Below are 23,434 nucleotides of genomic sequence, written 5' to 3'. Positions count from 1 at the left end.
GGGCAGAATCGCGCGCCTACGGTATCAAGAAGTTCTTGGTTTGCCGTCAATGGCCGGTGTTGCGTCCTTTGTAGCAGGTATGGCACTGGGCAGATGACGGGCAATCAGCCCGCGATACGCGGCAGCACCGAGGCAGGCACCGACAATCGGTGCAAAAATCGGAATCAGGAAGTACGGGATATCGCGTCCGCCGGTAAAGGAAATTTCACCCCAGCCCGCGAAGAAAGTCATCAGCTTCGGTCCGAAGTCCCGCGCCGGGTTCATCGCAAAACCGGTCAGCGGACCCATCGAGCTGCCAATCACCGCAATCAGCAGGCCGATCAGCAATGGCGCCATTGGCCCGTTGGGCAGACCGTTGTTGTCGTCAGTCAGGGACATGATCACGCCCATCAGGACGGCGGTGATGATCACTTCAACCAGGAAGGCCTGGGCGGTGGACAAGGCCGGGTTGGGGAACGTGGAGAACACCGAGGCCAATTCGAGGCTGGCTTGAGTGCCACGAACCATATGGTGCGTTTGTTCGTAATCGAAGAAAAGATTGCTGTACAGCGTGTAAACCAACAACGCGCCGCAGAACGCGCCAGCCACTTGGGCCAGGATATAAAACGGCAGTTTGCGTTTTTCGAAGTCGGCGAAAATGCTCAGCGCGATGCTGACGGCAGGGTTGAGGTGGGCCCCGGAAACCCCGGCGGTCAGGTAGATGGCCATGCTGACCCCGACACCCCAGATGATGCTGATTTCCCACAAGCCAAAGCTGGCACCCGCGACCTTGAGCGCGGCAACACAACCGGTACCAAAAAAGATCAGCAGCGCAGTGCCCAGAAACTCGGCCATGCATTGGCTGGAGAGCGACGGTTGTTGTAAAGCAGTTGTCATTGAAAACCTCTTTGTTTTTGTTGTCTGGCGCTTTTTTCGTCATGGCCAAAGCGCGATTTTCACCGAGGCAGAATCCCCATCCTGTTCCCGGCTTACTGCTGGCTGTTGCGTTGTCACGTTGTACGGTATTCAGATTCGAAAAAATATAGACAAGAAACACTGCTGTCAAAGGTCGAAAGTGAACTGTCAGTCACATTGCAACTATTAGTCACATGAATGATCGTTTTGTTTTGCCGGCGAGGCGAACTCTGACGAACGGTAAAAACCAGAGCCAGGCTTCGGATACGCTGCCGTGATAGAGCCTTTTAGGGAGCAATGTCCTAGAATCCAGTCCAGTATTTTTTCTCTGCCGCCCAGTCTGGAGCTGTCATGACCCCCGCATTGGATTTGTTGAAAAAAGTTCGTGCCGAACATCGCGTGCACAGTTATGAACATGATCCGAAGGCGGCGTCCTATGGGCTGGAGGCCGCGGAGAAACTGGGCCTGGACCCGGCGCAGGTGTTCAAGACATTGCTGGCGGCCAGCGAGAAAGGGGAGTTGTTGGTGGCGGTGGTGCCGGTCGTCGGAAGTCTCGACCTGAAGGGCCTGGCGCATGCGGCCGGCGTGAAAAAAGTCGAAATGGCCGACCCGGCCGCTGCGCAACGTTCGACGGGTTATCTGCTGGGCGGCATCAGCCCGCTGGGACAGAAAAAGCGCCTGCGCACTTTTATCGACAATTCGGCCCAGCCGTTTGCCAGCATTTTCGTCAGTGCCGGTCGGCGCGGTCTGGAAGTAGAACTGGCGCCCGCGGTACTGGCCGAACACACCCAGGCCAAGTTCGCCGATATCGGCCGCGCCTGAATCAGGGAGAAGGTTATGCAGCTTGAGTTTCATCAGGTCGATGCGTTCAGCGATCGGCCGTTCAGCGGCAATCCGGCGATGGTCTATCGGCTCGATGCCTGGCTCGCCGACGAGTTGATGCAGAAGATCGCCGCCGAGCACAACCTCGCCGAAACCGCCTTCGTGGTGCGTGAAGGGCAGGGCTGGCACATTCGCTGGTTTACCCCGACGACCGAAGTGCCGTTGTGTGGGCATGCCACCCTGGCCAGCGCATACGTGTTGTTTGAGATTTATAAAGAGTCGGCCGAGCGACTGGATTTCATTTGCAGATCCGGCCCGTTGAGCGTGAGTCGCGAAGGTGAGCGGCTATGGCTGGATTTCCCGGCAATCGTGCCGTCGGAAGTGGGCGTGACTCTGGATGTCGAACGCGCCTTGGGTGTCGAAGTGGTCGATGTGCTGGGTTCGAATGAATTGTTCGTAGTGCTGGAGTCGGAGCAGGCCGTGCTCGATTGTCAGCCCGACATGGCCGCGTTGGCCAAACTGCCGTGGCCGGGCGCTATCGTCACCGCCAAGGGCAGCAAGCATGATTTTGTGTCGCGGTACTTCGCGCCGGCGATTGGTATCAACGAAGATCCGGTGACCGGATCGACCCATTGCAGCCTGATCCCGTACTGGTCGAGACGTTTGGGCAAGTCGAGTCTGACGGCGTATCAGTGTTCGAAACGCGGCGGGGAGTTGTTCTGTCGACTGGAAGGGGATCGGGTGAAGATCGGCGGGAATGCGACGCTGGTGGCGAGTGGAACGCTGATGTTGGGTTGATACATAACCTGTTGGAGCGAGGCTTGCCCGCGAAGGCGTAGCGTCAGTCGACATCGTCATTGACTGACGCTACGCCTTCGCGGGCAAGCCTCGCTCCTACAGGTTTTTGGGGTGTATCAGCTGGCAGTGCTGTAGCGCCGGACACCGGAGTCCATCGCCGGAATCTGCGCCGCCATGCTGCCGGATGCCTGGAACAACACCAGATGATCCGCCGACACACGAATGCCAACTTCTGCGCCCACCAGATGATCCGCGTGGCTTGGGAAGATCGACTCAAGCTGCGCGCCTGTCGGCAACTGCAACCGATACAGCGTCGACGCCCCCTGGAACGACTTGCCGACAATCCGTGCCTTCAAATCGCTGTCCGGCGCATAAACGATATCGTCCGGGCGCAACAGCACATCCACCGCACCACCAACCGGCCAGGTGTAGGCACGATTGCCGCGCAATTGACCCAGCTCGGTCTGCACCGATTCCGGGCTGCTCAACTGACCGCGAATGAAGTAACCCTGACCAATGAAACTGGCCACATACGGCGTCAGCGGTTCGTGATACAGGTTGTAGGGCGTGTCCCACTGTTCCAGACGACCCTCCTTGAACACGCCCACATGATCGCTGACCGCAAAGGCTTCTTCCTGGTCGTGAGTCACCAGAATCGCACTGGTGCCACGGGCCTTGAGGATGTCGCGCACTTCGTGGCTGAGCTTGCGTCGCAGTTCGCCGTCGAGATTGGAAAATGGTTCATCCAGCAGTAGCAATTGCGGTTCCGGCGCCAGGGCGCGGGCCAATGCGACACGCTGCTGCTGACCACCGGAAAGCTCGTGCGGGAAACGTTTGCCGAGGTTTTTCAGGTTGACCAGTTCCAGCAGCTCTTCGGTGACGCGATCCTTTTGCGGGTGCTTGCGAATCCCGAACGCGATGTTCTCGGCCACGCTCAAATGCGGAAACAGGGCGTAATCCTGGAACACCATGCCGATCCGGCGCTTCTCCGGGGCAAGAGTGAAACCGGCACTGGAGATGGTCTCGCCTGCCAGGGTGATTTCACCTTCGTGGACCGGTTCAAAACCGGCAATCGCCCGCAGGGTCGTGGTTTTGCCGCAGCCTGAAGAGCCGAGCAGGCAACCGATGTCGCCGGCGTTCAAATGCAGGTTCAGGTTTTGCACAACACGCTGGTCTTGATAACCGCAGGCGAGGTTGCGCAGGTTCAGCAGTAGTGGCTGGCTCATGCGTGGTGATACGCCGGCTCGACGAGAAACTCGAGCAGGGCCTTTTGTGCGTGGAGACGGTTTTCCGCTTGATCCCAGGCGACGGAGCGCGGGTCATCGAGCAGGTCGAGGCTGATCTCTTCGCCACGGTGGGCGGGCAGGCAATGCATGAACAGCACGTCCTCGGCGGCCAGATCCAGCAACGCGCGATTGACCTGGAACGGCGAGAACAGCTTCAAGCGCTTGGCGGTTTCTTCTTCCTGGCCCATGGAGGTCCAGACGTCGGTGCTCACCAGATGCGCGCCACGCACGGCATCCTTCGGATCGCGAACGATGGTCACCCGGTCGCCGGCCTTGGCCACGAATTCAGGGTTGGGCTCATAGCCTTCAGGGCACGCGATGCGCAGCTGGAAGTCGAACTGGATCGCCGCTTCTATATAGCTGTTGCACATGTTGTTGCCATCGCCGATCCAGGCCACGGTTTTGCCCTGGATCGAGCCGCGATGTTCGAGGAAGGTCTGCATGTCGGCCAGCAACTGGCACGGGTGCAGATCATCGGACAGGCCGTTGATCAGCGGGACGCGCGAATTGGCAGCGAATTCGGTCAGGGTGCTGTGGGAAAACGTACGGATCATCACCGCATCGAGCATGCTCGACATGACAATGGCGGCGTCGCCGATCGGCTCGCCACGGCCCAGCTGGGTGTCGCGCGGCGACAGGAAGATGGCCTGGCCGCCGAGCTGGATCATGCCGGCCTCGAACGAGATACGGGTGCGGGTCGAGGACTTCTCGAAAATCATCCCGAGCACGCGGTTTTTCAGGGGCTCGAACAGTACGCCGCGGTTACGCAGGTCTTTGAGCTCAACGCCTCGACGGATCACGCTGACCAGCTCTTCGGGCGTGCAATCCATCAGGGAGAGAAAGTGCCTTGCGCTCATCATTGACTACCTTTTTGCAACAGACCGCAGATACTCAAAGCCTTGTTTAATTGAAAAACGGGCGAGACCTGCGGCGTAAGCCGCACGGGGCGACGAAATAGGGAAGGCGCGATCTTGACATTAAATGTCGCGTTTTTCCAATAGGCTACGGTGTTTAGGGGATTTCAGAGGGGCTACGGGGTGACCGCAGTAGCGCATTTGAAGCCGGTTTCCTGACAGCAGCCCGTCATTTGTACACTGGGCTCGCGGGGCTTTGCAATCAAGCGGGGCGGGCATGGTTTACTGGTGGTCGGTTTCTGATGCGGTATTCTGGGCGTCAGATGGCAATGTGCCTCGTCTGAAACACTTGCTAATGCAATGCGCTGGGTTATAACTAAGTCACGAATGACGCAGGAAGCCTTCGGAATGGAATCGAAAGAACAGCAACTCATGGAACTGCTCGGCCTCACGGCCCGCTCACTGACGCATCTCACGGCTTCCATGACCTCGATGTCCTTCGAGCTTTTGCGAAGCAACGACGAGGTGACCAAGGCGGCTGGCCGGCGGATGATCGATCGCATGGCCACCATCAGCGCAGGTCTCGACGAGCACTGGCGACTGATCGGCGAACTCACCGGCGTGCATGTCGCCCACGAGCAGATCGAAACCGTTCAGGAGATCCAGTTGCAGGCGCCGGCGAGGCTGCCGCCGAACTGACCCCTGTCGGCCATCGGCTGGCCTGATGGTCGCCGATTCACAAGACGAACGTCGCTGGCGCAGCGGCGGAGCGCAGGCCATAGTTTTGATCCCGCGGCCGATATTGCCCGCCCAGAACAAAACAGAGACTGGCCATGACCAAGACTCTCCATCACCGTGCCTGCCACCTGTGTGAAGCCATTTGCGGCCTGACCATCGAGACCACCGAGGCCGATGGCAAGGTGCAGATCACCTCGATCAAGGGCGACGCCCAGGATACGTTCAGTCGCGGGCACATCTGCCCCAAGGCTGTCGCCCTGCAAGATATTCAAAACGACCCGGACCGCCTGCGTCAGCCGATGCTGCGGGTCGGCAGCGAATGGCAGCCAATCGAGTGGGAAGACGCCTTCAACCTGGTCGCCGAACGCCTGGCCGATATCCAGGCACGGCACGGGCAGAACGCGGTGGCGGTTTATCAAGGCAACCCCAGCGTGCACAACTACGGGCTGATGACCCACAGCAATTACTTTCTCGGCCTGTTGAAAACCCGCAACCGTTTTTCCGCGACGTCGGTCGATCAGTTACCACATCACCTGACCAGCCATTTGATGTACGGCCACGGGTTGCTGTTGCCGATCCCGGACATCGATCACACCGATTTCATGTTGATCCTCGGCGGCAACCCGCTGGCCTCCAACGGCAGCATCATGACCGTGCCGGATGTGGAAAAGCGCCTGAAGGCGATTCAGGCCCGGGGCGGCAAAGTAGTGGTGGTCGACCCGCGACGCAGCGAGACGGCGGCGATTGCCGACCAGCATCTGTTCGTGCGTCCTGGTGGCGATGCGGCGTTGTTGTTCGGGCTGCTCAATACCTTGTTCGCGGAAGGCCTGACCCGCGACAGCCATCTGCCGGTAGATGGTCTGGATGAGGTGCGTGAAGCCGTCGCGGGTTTCACTGCCGAGGCCATGAGCCCGCTGTGTGCTGTGCCGGCCGAGCAAATTCGCCAACTGGCGCGGGATTTCGCGGCTGCACCGACTGCGGTCTGCTACGGCCGAATGGGCGTCTCGACCCAGGCGTTCGGTACGTTGTGCCATTGGGTGGTGCAACTGATCAATCTGGTCACCGGCAACCTCGACCGCGTGGGCGGCGCGTTGTGCACCGAGCCGGCGGTGGACCTGGTGGCGTCCACTTCGGGTGGGCATTTCAACCTGTGGCAGAGCCGCGTGTCCGGGCGTCCGGAATATGGCGGCGAGTTGCCGGTGTCGGCGCTGGCCGAAGAGATGCTCACCGAAGGGGAAGGGCAGGTCCGCGCGATGATCACCGTGGCGGGCAATCCGGTCCTGTCGACGCCCAATGGCCGGCAACTGGAACAGGCGCTGGACGGGTTGGAATTCATGGTCAGTATCGACCTGTACATCAACGAAACCACGCGCTATGCCGATCTGATCCTGCCGTCGACATCGGCCCTGGAAAACGATCACTACGACACTACCTTCAACATGTTCGCGGTGCGTAACGTCACTCGGTTCAACCGTGCGATCCTGGCCAAACCGGAAGGCGCGCTGCACGACTGGGAAATTTTCGTCGGGCTGGCCAAGGCCTTTGCCGCGAAAACCGGCAAGGAACTGAAACCGACGATTCCCCCTGCGCAGATGATCGACCGTGGTTTGCGAATGGGGCTATATGGCGATGCCTCGGCACACAAGCTGTCGCTGGCGACGCTGTTTGATCAGCCGCATGGCGTCGATCTGGGGGCGCTGAAATCCAACCTGGCTCCGCGGCTTAAAACCGCTAACCAGCGCGTTCAGGCAGCGCCCGCTGCGATTCTCGCTGACCTGGCGCGCTTCGCTTCGTTGCAAGCACCCGGTGCCGACGAGTTGCTGATGATCGGCCGCCGCCACGTACGCAGCAATAACTCGTGGATGCACAATTACCATCGTCTGGTGAAGGGCAAACCGCGCCATCAACTGTTGATGCATCCTGACGACCTGGCCAGCCGAGGGCTTGGCGATGGTCAGCGAGTGCGGGTCAGTTCACGGGTCGGCGTGATCGAAGTTGAAGTGGTCGCGAGCCTGGATATGATGAAAGGTGTGGTCAGCCTTCCTCACGGTTGGGGCCATGCGCGGCCGGGTGTGCAGATGACGATTGCCAGCGGCCAGCCGGGGTCCAGCGCGAATGACCTGACGGACGAGTGTCAACTCGATGAGTTGTCGGGGAATGCGGCGTTGAACGGTGTGCCGGTGACTGTGGCGGCGGCTTGATTGAGTCTGTCGGGGAGACCGAGCATGGCGCTCGGGTTTCCGTTACAATGCGCCACCGTGCCGACCCTTGAGTCGGAAAGTTCAGCCGAGGTGCTTCATGGATATCATCGAAACGATTAAAGAGCAGATTGCTAACAACACCATTCTGCTTTACATGAAAGGTTCGCCGAATGCCCCGCAGTGTGGCTTCTCCGCGAAAGCCGCGCAGGCCGTGATGGCATGTGGCGAAAAGTTTGCGTACGTGGACATCCTGCAGAACCCGGAAATCCGCGCCAACCTGCCAAAATACGCCAACTGGCCGACTTTCCCGCAACTGTGGGTCGGTGGTGAGCTGGTCGGCGGTAGCGACATCATGACCGAGATGGCTGCAGACGGTTCGCTGCAAAGCACCATCAAGGCGGCTGTTGAAGCGGCTGCTGCCAACAAATCCGAAGCCTGATTCGGTTCCTCCTGCAGGAGCGAGGCTTGCCCGCGAAGGCGTAGTGCCTGACACACCGCTTTCGCGAGCAAGCTTCGCTCCTACGAGAGCAGGCATAAAAAAGCCCCGCCTCTTTAAAAGAGAGCGGGGCTTTTTATTGTCTCGAGTTTAGCGGGCGCTAATTACTCTTCACCCATCTGCGATTGCAGATAGTTCTCAAGACCGATTTTATCGATCAGGCCCAGTTGGGTTTCCAGCCAGTCGATATGTTCTTCTTCGGATTCAAGAATGTCTTCGAGCAGTTCACGGCTACCGAAGTCGCCAACGGTTTCGCAATGAGCGATGGCAACCTTGAGGTCGGCATGACCGGTTTTTTCGATACGCAGGTCGCACTCAAGCATTTCCTGGGTGTGCTCGCCGATCTGCAGCTTGCCCAGGTCCTGCACGTTCGGCAGCCCTTCCAGGAACAGGATGCGCTTGATCAGCTTGTCCGCGTGTTTCATCTCGTCGATGGACTCGTGGTATTCGTGCTTGCCAAGCTTGTTCAGACCCCAATCTTCATACATGCGCGCATGCAGGAAATACTGATTGATCGCGACCAGTTCATTGGCAAGGATCTTGTTGAGATGCTGGATGACTGTAATGTCGCCTTTCATGATGGGGTCCTGCCCTGTAATAGCTGTCTATAAACCAGAGTTTGAGCCGCACAACTAAGAGTGTCAAACCTAAGTTATTGAAACTTAAGTGAAAATTAATCGGAATAAGAATGTTTGTGTTCCGCGTCTAGCGCGTAACCAATTGATTTTCAGGCATAAAAAAACCGGACATGAAGTCCGGTTCTTTGGAATGGGGTATTTACGCGGCAGTAAATTCTACAGGGAAAGGAATTGCAGCCTGGGCTGTTTGCAATTTGGTCAGTGTTTCACGCACCACTTCCTTGGCAAGGCAGGCGCATTTGCCACATTGGCTCGCTACGCCGGTAGCCTGGCGGACTTCCTTGTAGCTGCAGCATCCTTCATAGATTGCTTCGCGGATTTGTCCGTCGGTGACGCCAGTGCAGAGGCAGACATACATAAGTGAAAACCGTCGCTGGTTGTGACTCAATTGCGATGGATCTTAATGTTAACGAGAATGATTGTCAAAGTGGTTTCTGAAAGCTTTGCGTTATAAGCGAGCATGGCTGACGAACGGTTTCTACTGGGCAATCTGCCAGTAATCGCGACGACGGCAATTTCAGGTGTCGGCGAAAAACCGTTGAGGACAGCTCAAAAACGCAGTGTATGATGGCCGGTCCTTATGAAGCGGGTGGGTGTCACAGGGCTGTCGCCTGAGGGTGGCAGGCTGGCGCCCATCCGGAACTTCACGTTTTTACACCAGGAGATATTCAATGAGCGTACTCGTAGGCAAGCAAGCCCCTGACTTCACCGTACCGGCCGTACTCGGCAATGGCGAAATCGTTGACAGCTTCACCCTGTCGTCGGCCATCAAAGGCAAATACGGCCTGGTGTTTTTCTACCCACTGGACTTCACCTTCGTTTGCCCGTCCGAGCTGATCGCTCTGGACAACCGCATGTCCGACTTCAAGGCACGCAACGTTGAAGTGATCGCCGTTTCGATCGACTCGCACTTCACTCACAACGCATGGCGCAACACCCCGGTCAACAATGGCGGTATCGGCGAAGTCCGCTACACCATGGCTGCCGACCTGAAACACGAAATCGCCAAGGCCTACGACGTTGAGTCCGAAGGCGGCGTGGCTTTCCGTGGCGCGTTCCTGATCGACGACAAAGGCGTTGTCCGCTCGCAGATCATCAACGACCTGCCGCTGGGCCGTAACATCGAAGAGCTGATCCGTCTGGTCGACGCTCTGCAATTCCACGAAGAGCACGGCGAAGTCTGCCCTGCCAACTGGAAAAAAGGCGACAAAGGCATGACCGCTTCGACCGAAGGCGTCGCGGCTTACCTGACCGAGAACGCTGCTGCCCTGTAAGGCGCGTTCGAGGCATAAAAAAACCGGCCATTGAGGCCGGTTTTTTTATGGGCGGGATAAACCCGAGGGCTTGGATCAGTCGTTGTAGTCTTCCCAGCCGCCCATTTGTTTCCAGCGATTGACGATGCCGCAGAACAGCTCAGCCGTCTTCTCGGTGTCGTAGCGAGCCGAGTGGGCCTCGCGGCCGTCGAAGTCGATGTCGGCGGCCTGACAGGCCTTCGCCAGCACGGTTTGGCCGTAGGCCAGGCCGGCGAGGGTGGCCGTGTCGAAACTGGAGAATGGATGGAACGGGTTGCGCTTCATGGCCAGACGCGCAACCGCCGCGTTCAGGAAGCCCAGATCGAAACTGCTGTTGTGCCCGACCAGGATCGCCCGCTTGCAGCCGTTGGCTTTCAGCGCCTTGCGGATGCCACGGAAGATATCGGTCAGCGCCGCTTCTTCACTCACTGCCATGCGCAGCGGGTGATCGAGTTTGATCCCGGTGAACTCCAGCGCGGCCGCTTCGATGTTGGCGCCTTCAAAAGGCTCGACGCGGAAGAAGTAGGTGTGATCCGGGTATACAAAACCCTTCTCGTCCATGGCAATGGTGGTAGCGGCTATTTCCAGCAAAGCGTCAGTGGCAGAGTTGAAACCACCGGTTTCAACGTCGACAACGACTGGCAGGTATCCACGGAATCGAGCTGCCATCGGGTGGCGTGGACCACCTCCGCCGCCTTGACCGTCCTGTTCGTCGTCGAAATGGTCTTCACTCACGCGTGTTCCTCCAGCAGGCGCCAGCGCAGTTTTTCACCGGCGCGCAGCGGGATTACGGTCAGCTCGCCAAATGGCAGGCTGGTTGGGGCGGTCCACTCGTCGCGGACCAGGGTGATGCGATCGGTGTTCACCGGCAAGCCATAGAAGCGCGGGCCATTCAGGCTGGCGAAGGCTTCGAGCTTGTCCAGCGCGTTACGCTGTTCGAACGCTTCGGCGTACATCTCGATCGCCGCATAAGCGGTGTAGCAACCGGCACAACCGCAAGCGGCTTCCTTGGCGTGCTGGGCGTGCGGCGCCGAGTCTGTGCCGAGGAAGAACTTGGCGCTGCCGCTGGTGGCGGCGTCGAGCAGGGCTTCCTGGTGGGTGTTGCGCTTGAGAATCGGCAGGCAGTAGAAATGCGGCCGAATCCCGCCGACCAGCATGTGGTTGCGGTTGTACAAGAGGTGATGGGCGGTGATGGTCGCGCCAACGTTAGCCGAAGCCTCGTTGACGAACTGCACGGCGTCCGCGGTGGTGATGTGTTCGAACACCACTTTGAGCGTCGGGAAACGCTCGACCACACGACGCATGTGCTCATCGATGAAGATTTTTTCGCGGTCGAACACGTCGACATCGCCACGGGTTACTTCACCATGAATCAACAAAGGCATCCCGACTTCGGCCATGGCCTCGAGCGCAGGGAAAATCTTGTCGATGCTGGTGACGCCAGAGTCCGAGTTGGTGGTCGCACCGGCCGGGTACAATTTGGCGGCGTACACGAAACCGCTGGCCTTGGCCTCACGAATTTCTTCGGGCTGGGTGCGGTCGGTCAGGTAAAGCACCATCAACGGTTCGAAACGACTGCCGGCCGGGCGTGCAGCGAGAATCCGCTGGCGATAGCCGTCGGCTTCAGCGGCGTTGCGCACCGGAGGTACCAGGTTGGGCATGATGATGGCGCGACCAAAGGTGCGCGCGACATCCGCAACGGTATTGGTCAACACGGCACCATCGCGAAGATGAATGTGCCAGTCGTCGGGACGCAGCAGGGTCAGGCGGTCGGACATGAGGGGATTCCAGGCGGGTCAAACTCAGGGGAATGCTACCGGAAAAGACTCTCTCAGGCACTCGCTATCAAGTTTTGCGGGAAGCTTCCGATATCCAACAGGTATGCCGTAAACATGTGTGTGTCGGTCTTTTTGTTGTAGAAGCCAGTGGAGCCTCCCGTGCGCCAGCGTTATTTAGCCTTGCTCAGTGTGTTTGCCAGCCTTCCCGCGATGGCGCTCACTTTCCAGACCCGTCTGGAGAGCATCGAGTGGACGGTCGAAGGGGACAAGTTCGAGTGTCGCCTGACTCAACCGATCACCGATTTCGGTTCGGGTGAGTTCGTGCGTCGCGCCGGCGAGCAGGCGACGTTTCGTCTGAAAGCCTACAACTCGATGGTTGGCGGCGGCTCGGCGACCTTGTTGGCGGCTGCTGCACCCTGGCAGCCGGGGCGTGGCGACATCAATCTCGGTTCCGTACAGATCGGCAGCGGCAACGTGCTGTTCAACAGTTCGCAGGTTCAGGCCGGGCGCTTGATCAGTGGCCTGATGGATGGGCGCAGCCCGGTGGTTCGACATCGTTCGGGCGATGGCCGGGTGTCGGAAGTGCGGCTGTTACCGGTCAAGTTCAGCAAGGCGTTCAACGAATATCAGGGCTGCGTGGCGAAACTGCTGCCGAAGAATTTCGAGCAGGTCAAACAAACGCAGATCGGCTTTCCCGGCGACGGCCTGGATCTCGACGCGCAGGCCAAGGCTCAGCTGCAGGTGATGCTGGAATTCATGAAGGCCGACCCGACGGTCAATCACATCGAGCTCGACGGCCACTCCGACAACAATGGCAACCGCCTGACCAATCGTGATCTGTCGCGGCGTCGGGCCTTGGCGGTCATGGAATTCTTCAAGGCCAACGGTGTTCAGGAATCGCAGATTACCGTGCGCTTCCACGGCGAACGCTATCCGTTGGCGCCCAACACCAATGCGGCCAATCGGGCGAAGAACCGTCGGGTCAACGTGCACCTCGCACGGGTTGCGCCCACCGAACAGCCGGCGCCTCAATCAACAGCCTCGGCGAGCGCTGCGAAGACCTCCTGAACCGGCTGTCATCGTCGCTCGCTCGACATAATCTGTCGCTTCGTCGTCATAAGCTGTCGCGCCACTGTAAATTATTCCGTATGAGCGGTAGACTTCCCGGCTTTCCGTAGAACCCCGTGGAGTGATGGCATGGCGGACGTAAACAAGGTCGTTCTGGCGTATTCCGGCGGCCTGGACACTTCGGTGATCCTCAAGTGGCTGCAGGATACTTATAACTGTGAAGTCGTGACCTTCACCGCTGACCTGGGTCAGGGCGAAGAGGTCGAACCTGCACGTGCCAAGGCTCAGGCCATGGGCGTGAAAGAGATCTACATCGACGATCTGCGCGAAGAATTCGTGCGTGATTTCGTTTTCCCGATGTTCCGCGCCAACACCGTTTACGAAGGCGAGTACCTGCTGGGTACTTCCATCGCTCGTCCGTTGATCGCCAAGCGCCTGATCGAAATCGCCAACGAAACCGGCGCTGACGCCATTTCCCACGGCGCCACCGGCAAAGGCAACGACCAGGTTCGTTTCGAACTGGGCGCCTACGCCCTGAAGCCAGGTGTGAAAGTGATTGCACCGTGGCGCGAATGGGACCTGCTGTCCCGTGAAAAGCTGATGGATTACGCTGAAAAGCACAACATCCCGATCGAGCGTCACGGCAAGAAAAAATCCCCGTACTCGATGGATGCCAACCTGCTGCACATCTCCTATGAAGGCGGCGTGCTGGAAGACACCTGGACCGAGCACGAAGAAGACATGTGGAAATGGACCGTCTCCCCGGAGAAGGCTCCAGATAAAGCGCAATACCTGGAACTGACCTACCGCAACGGCGACATCGTCGCACTGGACGGCGTCGAAATGACCCCGGCCACCGTGCTGGCGACCCTGAACCGTATCGGTGGCGAACACGGTATCGGCCGTCTCGACATCGTCGAGAACCGTTACGTGGGCATGAAGTCCCGTGGCTGCTACGAAACCCCAGGCGGCACCATCATGCTGCGCGCTCACCGTGCGATCGAATCGATCACCCTGGACCGCGAAGTGGCTCACCTCAAAGACGAGTTGATGCCTAAATACGCCAGCCTGATCTACACCGGTTACTGGTGGAGTCCTGAGCGTCTGATGCTGCAACAGATGATCGATGCTTCCCAGGCACACGTGAATGGCGTTGTGCGCCTGAAGCTGTACAAGGGCAACGTGATCGTCACTGGCCGCAAGTCCGACGAATCGTTGTTCGACGCCAACATTGCGACATTTGAAGAAGACGGCGGCGCCTACAACCAGGCGGATGCAGCTGGCTTCATCAAGCTGAACGCCCTGCGCATGCGCATTGCGGCGAACAAAGGCCGGAAGCTTTTCTGAAAATGCTGACGCCTTGATGGAATTTGTGGCCTTGTTTCGACAAGGCCACAAATCTGGAAATAGGGGTTTTTCTTTCAGACATTGCGATTCATCTTTCTTCTTGTTTCGTAAGCTCCATTCCTGCCTGCTTCTCTCCTGTCGATCGTAAAACGCTACTGACCTCTGTGTGTCAGCCTGGCGAGTTGATCAATGACCGTCACGTCATGTGAGCTCAGGTTGTAAGCGATGCAAAACGGTGCGCCGTTGCGTTTCTTTACGTGCCTGAAAAACTTGAGCGCGTTTTCTTTCAGTAAATGCTCTGATTCGGCAGTGATGAGAAACACCACCGCTTGCGCCGAATCGCCTTTGGGTAAACGAATCCTCTCCAGAAGCTCGCGGAATTCTATTTTTCTGTTCATCCACCTTGCATCAATGATGTGCAGGTCCTTCAGTCGCTCCGGCAATTCGATGTGATGCTGGGTCGAGAGATTTTCCCGCTGGCTGTTCTCGCCTGGCGTGCCTTGAGCAATATCCGGACGCTCGGCATTGTCCATGACTTTTATGAAGTGTTTTCCTTTCTCAAAATCGGACGGCGCATAGAGCGATCGATAATTGAAGTTGAGTGTGGCAAAAAACAGTAGAAGCAAATAAAAAGGGAAACTGATCAGAAACCAGACATAGAGTTCTCGTTCCTCATCGTCAAGGAAAGGCAGGGAGATGGCTGCCGATGTTTCAGACAGTGTTGCGAATATAGCGATGACTGTCATGGGGTTGGTGATTCTTTGTTTGAGTCTTATCATGTTTTGCACTCATATAAGTTTATCTTTTCTCATTGGGTTAATGGGTAATAGTTTGATGTTGCGATCTTTATATTAGCGGTGAATTTATAATTGGCCTATATCTGTTTTGTCCTGGTTAAGTTGTTGGGAGGTTTTTGCTGTAAGGTTTTGTGTGTGGTGTTTGCAAGGGGCGCGCAAGCGCTGAAATGCGGATTCTCATCAAGGGTAGCTCAACTACAGGGTTCGTCGGGTTGCCGATATCGATTTATTATTCCGGTTTTATTTTTGTAAATTGATACAAAAAAATTGTTGATGGCGGGGATGTCATAAAGCAAATAAAGTTTCCGGCACGCTGTTCTCGAAGAATTCTTGTAAGATTATTCCGTATTGTTTGTAGGGAATGTCTCTCGGTGTAGGTGGCCGGGAGAGGCGGCGTGCCATGGATGAAATGACTAGGCTATTGTGCGGGCTCTAAAAATTCGAACAGCGAAAATTGGACTTGCCCATGAATAAAGTGCTGATCGTGGATGATCACCCCGTCATTCGTCTTGCGGTACGTATGCTGATGGAGCGTCATGGCTACGAAGTCATTGCAGAAACAGATAATGGCGTAGATGCATTACAACTGGCTCGTGAACATATGCCGGATATTGTCATTCTGGATATCGGCATACCGAAGCTGGATGGACTGGAAGTCATTGCGCGTCTGGTCTCGGCAGCAATGCCAATGAAAGTACTGATATTGACTTCACAGGCGCCTGGACATTTTTCGATGCGTTGCATGCAGTCTGGTGCTGCCGGATATGTTTGCAAACAACAGGATCTCACTGAATTGCTCAGTGCAATAAAGGCTGTACTGTCAGGCTACAGTTACTTTCCCAATCAAGCCTTGCATACAGTGCGTTCCAGTCTGGGAATGCCAGTGAAGCCGATATGGTGGATCGTCTGTCGGGGCGGGAGATGATGGTTTTGCAACAGCTGGCCCGAGGCAAGACCAATAAGGAAATTGCCGATGGAATGTTCCTCAGCAATAAAACCGTCAGTACTTACAAGACTCGCCTGTTGTTGAAGCTCAATGCGCGATCCCTGGTGGACTTGATCGAACTGGCTCAACGCAATGGGCTGGTGTGAGTGCACCAGCGCTTCACGGGACTTGGTGAATGGGCGTTTTCGAGGTTTCGCACATAAAAAAAGCCTCCGTTTCGGGAGGCTTTCAGGTGTCATAGGTCAAAATCGTAATCGGCCAACTGTTTTTGCAGTCGGCGCTCCTCCAGCAGGTTGTCGATCGTGCGGCGTTTGCTCAGGTTGGTCTTTGCCACTTCAACCACCGGTTCAGCGTCATCGGCCTCAACGGGTGTGAAGTCGTCTTCTACGTCCAATTGCTCTTTGCCAGTGCTCATAAGGTTAACTCCAGGCTAAGACTGCCTTTGGCGCTCCTTATAGCGACAATCTCTCTGCGGGTAAAAAAGATTTTTTCAATCGATAAATCAAAAAACCTAATAGCGCCTCAATCGTCCGAAGTCTTGTGCTTGTATTCGCACAGGTCTTCGATCCGGCAGCTGCCGCAACGGGGCTTGCGGGCCAGGCAGACATAACGTCCGTGAAGAATCAGCCAGTGGTGGGAATCGAGCAGGTAATCCTTGGGTACAAACTTCATCAGTTTTTTCTCGACCTCGACCACGTTTTTACCCGGCGCAATGCCGGTCCGGTTACTGACCCGAAAAATGTGGGTATCCACGGCCATGGTCAGTTGGCGAAAGGCTGTGTTGAGCACCACGTTGGCGGTTTTTCGGCCAACGCCGGGTAGCGCTTCCAGCTCTTCGCGGGTCTGTGGTACTTCGCCTCCATGTCGTTCCACCAGCAAGCGACAGGTCTCGATCACGTTTTTCGCCTTGCTGTTGAACAGGCCGATCGTCTTGATGTATTCCGATAACCCCTCGACGCCCAACGCATAAATCGCCTGCGGCGTATTGGCCACCGGGTAGAGCCTGGCGGTGGCCTTGTTGACGCCGACATCGGTCGATTGCGCTGAGAGAATCACGGAGATCAACAATTCGAAAGGCGAGGAGTAGGCCAGTTCGGTCTTCGGTTCCGGGTTGTCTTCATGCAGCCTGCGGAAAATTTCCAGACGTTTTGCAGCATTCATGGGCAGTGCGTTTCCTCGAAAGCGATCAGTGTGAGGGATTCGGGCGGAACCAGGCCTGCCAGGCAGCGATCACCAAGCCCAACAGAATGAATCCACCGGGAGCCAGAGTGGCCAGGTGCAGGCCTCCATTGCCGATGAGTTCGCGCAGCAGGCCCAAGCCCACCATCAGCGCGCCGAACAGGCCACAGAGGCGAAGACGGTCACGCAATGTGCTCTGGAAGAAGCCCGTGTGGTCAAGAACGACACATTGCAGGGCGATCAGTCCGGCATAGATGCCCACCTGCTGATGCCATTTGAGTGACCAGATTTGAGCGGCGATTTCCGCGCAACTGGTCAGCGTGGCAGCCAGCAAAATGCCTGCGATCAATCGGGCAGACGGAACAAGTCGTGGTCGCAGGGCTGCCATGCCGACGCCATAGGCACTGATCACCACAATGAACATCAACCACAGGCCCAGCGCGGTCATCCATGAGTCGGTAGCGCCAATCAGCGGTGCGAGCATCAGCGAGTTCTGCAGCGTCGATGACTTATTCAAGGGGACTGCTCCCGATCAACTGTTGCCGATGTTCATCGAAGTAGCGCAAGGCGTCGTGGACGGCGTTGATCACGGCTCTTGAAGTTATGGTCGCCCCTGCGATCTGATCGAACTGGCCCTGATCCTTTTTCAACGCCCAGCCACTGTCGGCCGGTTCGCTTCGGGACTTGCCGGCAAAGTCGTTGAGCCAGGCATTCGGCCAGTCGGCGATTCGCGCACCCAGCCCTGGCGTCTCGGATTGCTTGAGGGTTTTGACCCCCACCAACTTGCCGTTTGCACCAATGGCGATCAACAAGTCGATACTGCCCGCATAACCCAATACCTGACTGCGCAACAAAACGACGCTGGGTAGGCCAGCCTTGGTCGCCAGGTAGCCGCCTTGCAATGTGCTGTTGGTCAATCCCGTATCGTCGAGGCGCAACGGTTGTTCGAGTGGTTGATTGTCGTAGCTGTCGGCGGGCAGCAGGTCCAGCAGGTTGCGGCTGTCGATCAGGCGCTGTTCGCTCGCAATGCGTGGCGCGCTGCTCTGCTGAACAAGGTAAGTCGCGCCAATCCCCAGGCCTGCCAGCACGACCAGAATCACCACGCTCGACGCTCGGCTCATGGCGCAGCACGCTCCTGTCTCGACGCAACAAATCGATCCAGCGCCGGCACGCAGAGGTTCATCAGCAACACCGCAAACGCCACGCCGTCCGGATAACCGCCCCAGGTACGAATCAGGTAAGTCAGCAGTCCCACGCCCGCGCCGAACATCAGCCGTCCGCCAGGGCTTTTGGCGCCCGACACCGGTTCCGTGACGATAAAGAACGCACCCAGCATGCTCGCGCCGGTGAGCAGATGGAACAGTGGCGAGCCATGGGAATCGGACCCCGACCCGTTCCAGCACAGCAGGCTGATAACGAACAGGCTGGCAAGCATGCCCACCGGCGCATGCCAGCTGAACACCCGCCGTTGCAGCAGAAACACGCCGCCCGCCAGAAAGGCCAGGTTGACCCATTCCACGCCGCGCGCGCCGAAGTGGCCGAAGGCCGGATTGCCGGCGAAGAGTTCGTCCATGGTCAGGCTTTTATTGATTCTCAAGCTGTCCAGCGCCGTGGCCTGGACCCAGGCATCCGGGGTCTGGCTGAGGCTGAAACCGAACACTTGCTGCAAACCGCCGAGCAGGTTCATGCCGTGGGACGATGGCCAATGGGTCATCTGCTGGGGAAACGCCACCAGTACCAGGGCAAAACCGAGCATCGCCGGGTTGAACGGATTTTTTCCGACTCCGCCATACAACTGTTTGCCGGACAGCGCGAACGCTGCGGCACAGACCGTCAGCCACCACGGGCAATACGGCGGCAAGGCCAGGGCCAGCAATGTCGCACTGACCAGCGCGCTGCCGTCGCTCAAGGTCGGTTTGAGCTCACGTTTGCGCAGCCGCAGCACTACCGCTTCAACGGCCAGCGCAGTAACGCCGGCCAGAATCAGGTTGATCAGTACACCCCAGCCATACAACCAGAACAGCACCAGCATGCCCGGCACGGTGGCCAGCAACACCAGCTTCATGGCCTGCTGCAGGCGCTCGTCGACCGATTCAAGGGGCGACATAGGCATCCACCTGACGCTCGGCTTCCTGTAGGCGGGCGCGCGCCTTGGTCATCTGCTCGGCGGGTGTGTCGGTGCGTCGTTCGAGTTTGCTGACGTCGGCGCGAGCGTAGGCCAATTCGGTTTTCAGTTGGCGAAGCTGGTTGTCGATGGGGCGTTTTTCAACACGCGCCAGGTCAGGTAAAGGTTGTTCGCTCGCAGCCTCGGCGGTGTGGAGGGCTTTTTCGGCGTCGCCGAGTGCGCGTTCCAAGGCTTCGATCTGCTCGGCGGGCGCCTCGCTGGCCTGGGCTTTCTTGAGTTCGGCGCGGCGCATGGCCAGCTGAATTTTCGCCCGTTTCAGCTCGGCGTCCTTCACTGGCGCAGTGGGTGCAGCGGCAGCGACTGGCGGTGTGCTGCTTTCCAGCTGCGCCAGGGCTTGTTCCGACGCTTCGAACTGCTGTTGCAGGACAATCAGTTGCGATTGCTGTTCGAAGGTCGGCGGATGGCCGAACGCCTTGAGCGATTTGTTCAATTGCGCGCGGCTCATCGCCAGATCGATCTTGGCTTTCTTCACCGCCGCATCGGCATTCGCCGCTTTCTGCGCACGGACCCTTTCCAGCGCGGCCTGAACCGGGTCGAGCGTCGTCACTTCAGTGTGTTGCGCCGCGCGATGTGCCCGGGCCTGGCGCTCGGCGAGTTTCTGTTCTTCTTCCCTACGCAAACGCGCATTGCGCTGCTCAAAGCGGCGCCGTGCGTGATTGCGTTTGGCGGTACGCGCCTGTTGTTCCTCAAGGCTGAACGCCAGGCCACCGACAATCGGCAGCACCGTGGCCAGCGGCAACGGATGCATCTCGATGCAATCCACCGGGCAGGGCGCCACGCAGAGGTCGCAGCCGGTGCATTCGTCGATGATCACCGTGTGCATCAATTTCGCCGCGCCGACGATGGCATCTACCGGGCACGCTTGAATGCATTTGGTGCAACCAATGCACTCGGCCTCGCGGATGTAGGCGATTTGCGCCGGTGCCGAACCGCGGCTGACGTCCAGTTCCAGCACCGGTACTTTCAGCAAATCGGCCAGCGCCGAGATGGTTTCGCTGCCACCGGGCGGGCATTTGTTGATCGGCTCGCCGCTGGCAATGCCCTCGGCGTACGGCTTGCATCCGGGGTGGCCACACTTGCCGCACTGGGTCTGCGGCAACAGGGCGTCGATGCGTTGAATCAGACTCATGTTTTGATCAGTCCACTGAATCCGAGAAAAGCCACTGCAATCAAACCGGCGCCGATCAGGTCGATCGGCAGGCCGCGAAAGGGCAGGGGAATATCGTTATCGAGAGTGCGCTGGCGCAAGTCGCAGAACAGACTCAGCACCAGCCAGAAACCCAACCCGGCGCCGAGGCTCAAGGCCGTAGCGTGGAAAAATCCCTTGTCGTCCTGCACGTTGATCAGCGCCAGACCCAGGACGCCGGCATTGCCGAGCAGCAATGGCCAGAGCCCTTCGAACGAAAGCGTTGAAAACAGCTTCGGCAGCAGCGTCAGCAGCGGCGCGATCAGCAAAATGCTCAGGGGTAAAAACACGAACAGGCCGAGCGAACTCAACCCCAGCGGCACCAGCAGCCAGTGGTAGAGCACATGACCGAGCATGCCGACGATCAGCATCAGGCACGTCGTCGCGATGCCCAGTGCATGCACCTGACGACGCTCTGCGCTCAGTAGCGGATCGACGCCCAGCGGCCAGTGCAACACGAAGTTGTTGATCAGGGCAGCACTGATAAGCGTAAGTACAATCTCGGTCATGATCGTGCCGGAAAAAGAAAGCCTGTCTGACAAGGTTAGGCATTATCCGGCAAGGAAGGAGGGTGGGCCAGATATGAAAATCCCACAGTCGCGCCGGGCACGACTGTGGGATCGTTTTACCGCAGAACCTTACTTGATGCGTTGACCCGGCTTGGCGCCGCTGTCGGGGCTGAGCAGGTAGATTTCTTCACCGCCAGGACCGGCCGCCATCACCATGCCTTCGGAGATGCCGAACTTCATTTTCCGTGGCTTGAGGTTGGCGATCATCATGGTCAGGCGACCATCGAGCTTGGACGGGTCCGGATAAGCGCTCTTGATCCCGGAGAACACGTTGCGTTGCTCGTCACCGATGTCCAGGGTCAGGCGCAACAGCTTGTCGGCACCTTCCACGTGTTCGGCCTTGACGATCAGGGCGACGCGCAGGTCGATCGCAGCAAACGCATCGAACTCGATCTCCGGCGACAGCGGATCCTTGGCCAGTTCGCCGTTGCCGGCAGGTGCCGCTTCGCCGGTGTCGGTCTGGCTGGCGGTCAGGTCTTCTTTCGAAGCATCGGTCATGGCTTGCACTTTCACCGGGTCGATACGGGTCATCAACGGTTTGAACTCGTTCAGCTGATGGTTGCTGAGCAAGGTCGCGTGGTCGTCCCAGGTCAGCGGCGCGACGTTCAGGAACGCCTCGGCATCGGCGGCCAGCAGCGGAAGGACGGGCTTGAGGAAAATCACCAACTGGCGGAACAGGTTGATGCCCAGGGCGCAGATGGCCTGGACTTCATCGTGCTTGCCTTCCTGTTTGTTCAGCGACCACGGTGCCTTGTCAGCGATCCACGCGTTGGCGCGGTCGGCCAGGCCCATGATCTCGCGCATGGCACGGGCGAAGTCGCGAGCCTCGTAGGCCTCGGCGATACTCGGCGCTGCGGCGAGGAAGGCTTCGGTCAGTTCCGGTGCGGCGTTACCCGCCACCAGCACACCGGCGTTGCCTTTGTGGATGAAACCGGCACAGCGGCTGGCGATGTTGACGACTTTGCCGACGAGGTCGGAGTTGACCTTCTGCACGAAGTCTTCGAGGTTCAGGTCGAGGTCGTCGACGCCACGGCCCAGTTTGGCCGCGTAGTAATAACGCAGGTATTCCGGCGACAGGTGATCGAGGTAGGTCCGGGCCTTGATGAAGGTGCCACGGGACTTGGACATTTTCTGGCCGTTGACGGTCAGGTAGCCGTGCACGTTGATGCCGGTCGGTTTACGGAAACCGGCGCCTTCGAGCATCGCTGGCCAGAACAGGGCGTGGAAGTTGACGATGTCCTTGCCGATGAAGTGATACAGCTCGGCGGTGGAATCCTTGCCCCAGAACGCATCGAAATCCAGCTCCGGCGTACGGTTGCAGAGGTTCTTGAAGCTGGCCATGTAGCCGATCGGCGCGTCCAGCCAGACGTAGAAGTATTTGCCTGGCTCGCCTGGGATTTCGAAACCGAAGTACGGCGCATCGCGGGAGATGTCCCACTGTTGCAGGCCGGCATCCAGCCATTCGGCGATCTTGTTGGCGACGGCGTCTTGCAGGGTGCCGCTGCGGGTCCAGGCTTGCAGCATTTCCTGGAAGTCCGGCAACTTGAAGAAGAAGTGCTGGGAATCCTTGAGCACCGGGGTGGCGCCGGAGATCGCCGACTTCGGATCCTTCAGGTCGGTCGGTGCATAGGTTGCACCGCATTTTTCGCAGTTGTCGCCGTACTGGTCTTCAGTGCCGCATTTCGGGCAGGTGCCCTTGATGAAGCGGTCGGCCAGGAACATTTTCTTTTCCGGGTCGAAGTACTGAGTGATCGAGCGCTGGGCGATGTGCCCGGCGTCGCGCAGCTTCAGGTAGATCTGGCTCGACAGCTCACGGTTTTCTTCGGCGTGAGTGGAGTGGAAGTTGTCGAAGTCCACCAGGAACTCGGCAAAGTCGGCGCTGTGTTCAGCCTGGACGTTGGCGATCAGTTGTTCCGGGGTGATGCCTTCCTTTTCCGCGCGCAGCATGATGGCCGAACCGTGGGCGTCGTCGGCGCAGACATAGATGCATTGATTGCCGCGGTGCTTCTGGAAGCGCACCCACATATCGGTCTGGATGTATTCCAGCATGTGGCCAAGATGGATCGAACCATTGGCATAGGGCAGGGCGCTGGTGACGAGGATCTTGCGTGGCTCGGACATGGGGCTCGGCTACTTGATGAAACGGAGGTCGGCCACTATAAAGCGCCGGCGCATATTTTTCACCCCCGAGGGGGCCGAGGGCTTGTTGGCACAACAGTGCTGTGGCGTGGTGATTTGTCTGTGGCGAGGGGATTGATCCCCGTTGGGTGGCGAAGCCGCCCCATGAATTTGCCATCACGGTACATCCAGTAAACCGAGTGCGCTGGATTTACGACTGCTGCGCAGCCGAACGGGGATAA

Annotated in this window: 24 protein-coding genes and 1 pseudogene; 9 read left to right on the top strand and 16 right to left on the bottom strand. The window is 58.2% G+C overall.

Annotated features, from left to right (window positions below; genetic code table 11):
• Window positions 1-24: 24 nt before the first annotated feature.
• Window positions 25-876 (bottom strand): MIP/aquaporin family protein, encoded by an 852-nt coding sequence (locus tag J2Y86_RS12120; protein WP_017340577.1) that lies wholly within the window; start codon window positions 874-876, stop codon window positions 25-27.
• Between the two features lie 369 nt (window positions 877-1,245).
• Between J2Y86_RS12120 and ybaK the strand changes: the two genes are divergently transcribed.
• Window positions 1,246-1,716, top strand: a complete 471-nt coding sequence (ybaK, locus tag J2Y86_RS12115) for a Cys-tRNA(Pro) deacylase (protein ID WP_007971306.1) — start codon at window positions 1,246-1,248, stop codon at window positions 1,714-1,716.
• Between the two features lie 15 nt (window positions 1,717-1,731).
• The gene (locus tag J2Y86_RS12110; protein ID WP_253431416.1) at window positions 1,732-2,514 is read left to right on the top strand and encodes a PhzF family phenazine biosynthesis protein; all 783 of its coding nucleotides are present in this window, start codon (window positions 1,732-1,734) and stop codon (window positions 2,512-2,514) included.
• Window positions 2,515-2,630: 116 nt separating this feature from the next.
• Here J2Y86_RS12110 and J2Y86_RS12105 read toward each other — a convergent pair whose 3' ends face one another.
• Together J2Y86_RS12105 and argF are read right to left on the bottom strand one after the other, a co-directional pair.
• Window positions 2,631-3,740: an ABC transporter ATP-binding protein gene (locus J2Y86_RS12105; RefSeq protein ID WP_253431413.1), complete on the bottom strand. Its 1,110-nt coding sequence runs from the start codon at window positions 3,738-3,740 to the stop codon at window positions 2,631-2,633.
• Complete coding sequence (gene argF / locus J2Y86_RS12100) at window positions 3,737-4,657, bottom strand: ornithine carbamoyltransferase (RefSeq protein WP_031319095.1); 921 nt, start codon at window positions 4,655-4,657, stop codon at window positions 3,737-3,739. The genes J2Y86_RS12105 and argF overlap by 4 nt, the downstream gene beginning before the upstream one ends.
• Window positions 4,658-5,062: 405 nt before the next feature.
• Between argF and J2Y86_RS12095 the strand changes: the two genes are divergently transcribed.
• The 3 genes from J2Y86_RS12095 (at window position 5,063) to grxD (ending at window position 8,032) form a co-directional block, all read left to right on the top strand.
• A complete protein-coding gene (locus J2Y86_RS12095) occupies window positions 5,063-5,353 on the top strand; it encodes a hypothetical protein (RefSeq protein ID WP_253431410.1) in 291 nt (96 codons plus the stop codon).
• A 134-nt stretch (window positions 5,354-5,487) separates the two neighbouring features.
• Window positions 5,488-7,593, top strand: a complete 2,106-nt coding sequence (locus J2Y86_RS12090; RefSeq protein WP_253431407.1) for a molybdopterin oxidoreductase family protein — start codon at window positions 5,488-5,490, stop codon at window positions 7,591-7,593.
• Between the two features lie 97 nt (window positions 7,594-7,690).
• Window positions 7,691-8,032: a Grx4 family monothiol glutaredoxin gene (gene grxD / locus J2Y86_RS12085; protein ID WP_016773402.1), complete on the top strand. Its 342-nt coding sequence runs from the start codon at window positions 7,691-7,693 to the stop codon at window positions 8,030-8,032.
• Between the two features lie 161 nt (window positions 8,033-8,193).
• On the opposite strand, the gene bfr is transcribed toward grxD, so the two are convergent.
• Both bfr and J2Y86_RS12075 read right to left on the bottom strand, forming a co-directional pair.
• A complete protein-coding gene (gene bfr, locus J2Y86_RS12080) occupies window positions 8,194-8,667 on the bottom strand; it encodes a bacterioferritin (RefSeq protein WP_010457685.1) in 474 nt (157 codons plus the stop codon).
• Window positions 8,668-8,866: 199 nt separating this feature from the next.
• Window positions 8,867-9,085, bottom strand: coding sequence for a bacterioferritin-associated ferredoxin (locus tag J2Y86_RS12075; RefSeq protein ID WP_008032160.1), 219 nt, complete (start codon window positions 9,083-9,085; stop codon window positions 8,867-8,869).
• Between the two features lie 313 nt (window positions 9,086-9,398).
• Here J2Y86_RS12075 and J2Y86_RS12070 point away from each other — a divergent pair, with 313 nt between their 5' ends.
• A complete protein-coding gene (locus J2Y86_RS12070; RefSeq protein WP_064679479.1) occupies window positions 9,399-10,001 on the top strand; it encodes a peroxiredoxin in 603 nt (200 codons plus the stop codon).
• Window positions 10,002-10,076: 75 nt separating this feature from the next.
• Here the strand turns inward: J2Y86_RS12070 and rnt are convergent, their stop codons facing one another.
• Both rnt and pyrC read right to left on the bottom strand, forming a co-directional pair.
• Window positions 10,077-10,754, bottom strand: a complete 678-nt coding sequence (gene rnt, locus J2Y86_RS12065; RefSeq protein ID WP_253431404.1) for a ribonuclease T — start codon at window positions 10,752-10,754, stop codon at window positions 10,077-10,079.
• Window positions 10,751-11,797: a dihydroorotase gene (gene pyrC, locus J2Y86_RS12060; RefSeq protein ID WP_253431400.1), complete on the bottom strand. Its 1,047-nt coding sequence runs from the start codon at window positions 11,795-11,797 to the stop codon at window positions 10,751-10,753. Before pyrC ends, rnt begins: the two co-directional genes overlap by 4 nt.
• 159 nt (window positions 11,798-11,956) lie before the next feature.
• Between pyrC and J2Y86_RS12055 the strand changes: the two genes are divergently transcribed.
• Together J2Y86_RS12055 and J2Y86_RS12050 are read left to right on the top strand one after the other, a co-directional pair.
• Window positions 11,957-12,865 (top strand): flagellar protein MotY, encoded by a 909-nt coding sequence (locus J2Y86_RS12055; protein WP_253431397.1) that lies wholly within the window; start codon window positions 11,957-11,959, stop codon window positions 12,863-12,865.
• Window positions 12,866-12,994: 129 nt separating this feature from the next.
• Window positions 12,995-14,212, top strand: coding sequence for an argininosuccinate synthase (locus J2Y86_RS12050; protein WP_007898502.1), 1,218 nt, complete (start codon window positions 12,995-12,997; stop codon window positions 14,210-14,212).
• Window positions 14,213-14,364: 152 nt separating this feature from the next.
• Here the strand turns inward: J2Y86_RS12050 and J2Y86_RS12045 are convergent, their stop codons facing one another.
• Window positions 14,365-14,991 carry a hypothetical protein gene (locus J2Y86_RS12045; protein ID WP_253431394.1) on the bottom strand — a complete coding sequence of 209 codons (627 nt, stop codon included), beginning with the start codon at window positions 14,989-14,991 and terminating at the stop codon, window positions 14,365-14,367.
• Between the two features lie 484 nt (window positions 14,992-15,475).
• Here J2Y86_RS12045 and J2Y86_RS12040 point away from each other — a divergent pair.
• Window positions 15,476-16,101 (top strand): annotated as a pseudogene (locus J2Y86_RS12040) (response regulator).
• An 89-nt stretch (window positions 16,102-16,190) separates the two neighbouring features.
• Here the strand turns inward: J2Y86_RS12040 and J2Y86_RS12035 are convergent.
• The 8 genes from J2Y86_RS12035 to metG form a co-directional block, all read right to left on the bottom strand.
• Window positions 16,191-16,370 carry a PA3496 family putative envelope integrity protein gene (locus J2Y86_RS12035; protein WP_007898493.1) on the bottom strand — a complete coding sequence of 60 codons (180 nt, stop codon included), beginning with the start codon at window positions 16,368-16,370 and terminating at the stop codon, window positions 16,191-16,193.
• A 107-nt stretch (window positions 16,371-16,477) separates the two neighbouring features.
• Entirely contained in the window at window positions 16,478-17,116 is a 639-nt protein-coding gene (gene nth / locus J2Y86_RS12030) for an endonuclease III (RefSeq protein WP_253431391.1), read from the bottom strand.
• Window positions 17,117-17,141: 25 nt separating this feature from the next.
• Window positions 17,142-17,651 carry an Rnf-Nqr domain containing protein gene (locus J2Y86_RS12025; RefSeq protein WP_253431388.1) on the bottom strand — a complete coding sequence of 170 codons (510 nt, stop codon included), beginning with the start codon at window positions 17,649-17,651 and terminating at the stop codon, window positions 17,142-17,144.
• Window positions 17,644-18,255, bottom strand: a complete 612-nt coding sequence (locus J2Y86_RS12020; RefSeq protein ID WP_253431385.1) for an RnfABCDGE type electron transport complex subunit G — start codon at window positions 18,253-18,255, stop codon at window positions 17,644-17,646. The genes J2Y86_RS12025 and J2Y86_RS12020 overlap by 8 nt, the downstream gene beginning before the upstream one ends.
• A complete protein-coding gene (locus J2Y86_RS12015; protein WP_253431382.1) occupies window positions 18,252-19,241 on the bottom strand; it encodes an RnfABCDGE type electron transport complex subunit D in 990 nt (329 codons plus the stop codon). Before J2Y86_RS12015 ends, J2Y86_RS12020 begins: the two co-directional genes overlap by 4 nt.
• Window positions 19,228-20,448: an electron transport complex subunit RsxB gene (rsxB, locus tag J2Y86_RS12010; RefSeq protein ID WP_253431379.1), complete on the bottom strand. Its 1,221-nt coding sequence runs from the start codon at window positions 20,446-20,448 to the stop codon at window positions 19,228-19,230. Before rsxB ends, J2Y86_RS12015 begins: the two co-directional genes overlap by 14 nt.
• Window positions 20,445-21,014, bottom strand: coding sequence for an Rnf-Nqr domain containing protein (locus J2Y86_RS12005; RefSeq protein WP_253431376.1), 570 nt, complete (start codon window positions 21,012-21,014; stop codon window positions 20,445-20,447). Before J2Y86_RS12005 ends, rsxB begins: the two co-directional genes overlap by 4 nt.
• Window positions 21,015-21,143: 129 nt before the next feature.
• Complete coding sequence (metG, locus tag J2Y86_RS12000) at window positions 21,144-23,195, bottom strand: methionine--tRNA ligase (protein ID WP_253431373.1); 2,052 nt, start codon at window positions 23,193-23,195, stop codon at window positions 21,144-21,146.
• Between the last annotated feature and the right edge of the window lie 239 nt (window positions 23,196-23,434).

This window comes from Pseudomonas migulae (assembly GCF_024169315.1).
Classification (GTDB): domain Bacteria; phylum Pseudomonadota; class Gammaproteobacteria; order Pseudomonadales; family Pseudomonadaceae; genus Aquipseudomonas; species Aquipseudomonas migulae_B.
The sequence above is the reverse complement of the archived record's forward strand: the minus strand, read 5'-3'. Positions and strand labels throughout refer to the sequence as shown.

Excerpts from the sequence above, each read along its gene's own strand:
- J2Y86_RS12120 (WP_017340577.1), bottom strand. The coding sequence starts at position 876 with ATGACAACTGCTTTACAACAACCGTCGCTCTCCAGCCAATGCATGGCC.
- ybaK (WP_007971306.1), top strand. The coding sequence starts at position 1,246 with ATGACCCCCGCATTGGATTTGTTGAAAAAAGTTCGTGCCGAACATCGC.
- J2Y86_RS12110 (WP_253431416.1), top strand. The coding sequence starts at position 1,732 with ATGCAGCTTGAGTTTCATCAGGTCGATGCGTTCAGCGATCGGCCGTTC.
- J2Y86_RS12105 (WP_253431413.1), bottom strand. The coding sequence starts at position 3,740 with ATGAGCCAGCCACTACTGCTGAACCTGCGCAACCTCGCCTGCGGTTAT.
- argF (WP_031319095.1), bottom strand. The coding sequence starts at position 4,657 with ATGAGCGCAAGGCACTTTCTCTCCCTGATGGATTGCACGCCCGAAGAG.
- J2Y86_RS12095 (WP_253431410.1), top strand. The coding sequence starts at position 5,063 with ATGGAATCGAAAGAACAGCAACTCATGGAACTGCTCGGCCTCACGGCC.
- J2Y86_RS12090 (WP_253431407.1), top strand. The coding sequence starts at position 5,488 with ATGACCAAGACTCTCCATCACCGTGCCTGCCACCTGTGTGAAGCCATT.
- grxD (WP_016773402.1), top strand. The coding sequence starts at position 7,691 with ATGGATATCATCGAAACGATTAAAGAGCAGATTGCTAACAACACCATT.
- bfr (WP_010457685.1), bottom strand. The coding sequence starts at position 8,667 with ATGAAAGGCGACATTACAGTCATCCAGCATCTCAACAAGATCCTTGCC.
- J2Y86_RS12075 (WP_008032160.1), bottom strand. The coding sequence starts at position 9,085 with ATGTATGTCTGCCTCTGCACTGGCGTCACCGACGGACAAATCCGCGAA.
- J2Y86_RS12070 (WP_064679479.1), top strand. The coding sequence starts at position 9,399 with ATGAGCGTACTCGTAGGCAAGCAAGCCCCTGACTTCACCGTACCGGCC.
- pyrC (WP_253431400.1), bottom strand. The coding sequence starts at position 11,797 with ATGTCCGACCGCCTGACCCTGCTGCGTCCCGACGACTGGCACATTCAT.
- J2Y86_RS12050 (WP_007898502.1), top strand. The coding sequence starts at position 12,995 with ATGGCGGACGTAAACAAGGTCGTTCTGGCGTATTCCGGCGGCCTGGAC.
- J2Y86_RS12045 (WP_253431394.1), bottom strand. The coding sequence starts at position 14,991 with ATGATAAGACTCAAACAAAGAATCACCAACCCCATGACAGTCATCGCT.
- J2Y86_RS12035 (WP_007898493.1), bottom strand. The coding sequence starts at position 16,370 with ATGAGCACTGGCAAAGAGCAATTGGACGTAGAAGACGACTTCACACCC.
- nth (WP_253431391.1), bottom strand. The coding sequence starts at position 17,116 with ATGAATGCTGCAAAACGTCTGGAAATTTTCCGCAGGCTGCATGAAGAC.
- J2Y86_RS12020 (WP_253431385.1), bottom strand. The coding sequence starts at position 18,255 with ATGAGCCGAGCGTCGAGCGTGGTGATTCTGGTCGTGCTGGCAGGCCTG.
- J2Y86_RS12015 (WP_253431382.1), bottom strand. The coding sequence starts at position 19,241 with ATGTCGCCCCTTGAATCGGTCGACGAGCGCCTGCAGCAGGCCATGAAG.
- rsxB (WP_253431379.1), bottom strand. The coding sequence starts at position 20,448 with ATGAGTCTGATTCAACGCATCGACGCCCTGTTGCCGCAGACCCAGTGC.
- J2Y86_RS12005 (WP_253431376.1), bottom strand. The coding sequence starts at position 21,014 with ATGACCGAGATTGTACTTACGCTTATCAGTGCTGCCCTGATCAACAAC.
- metG (WP_253431373.1), bottom strand. The coding sequence starts at position 23,195 with ATGTCCGAGCCACGCAAGATCCTCGTCACCAGCGCCCTGCCCTATGCC.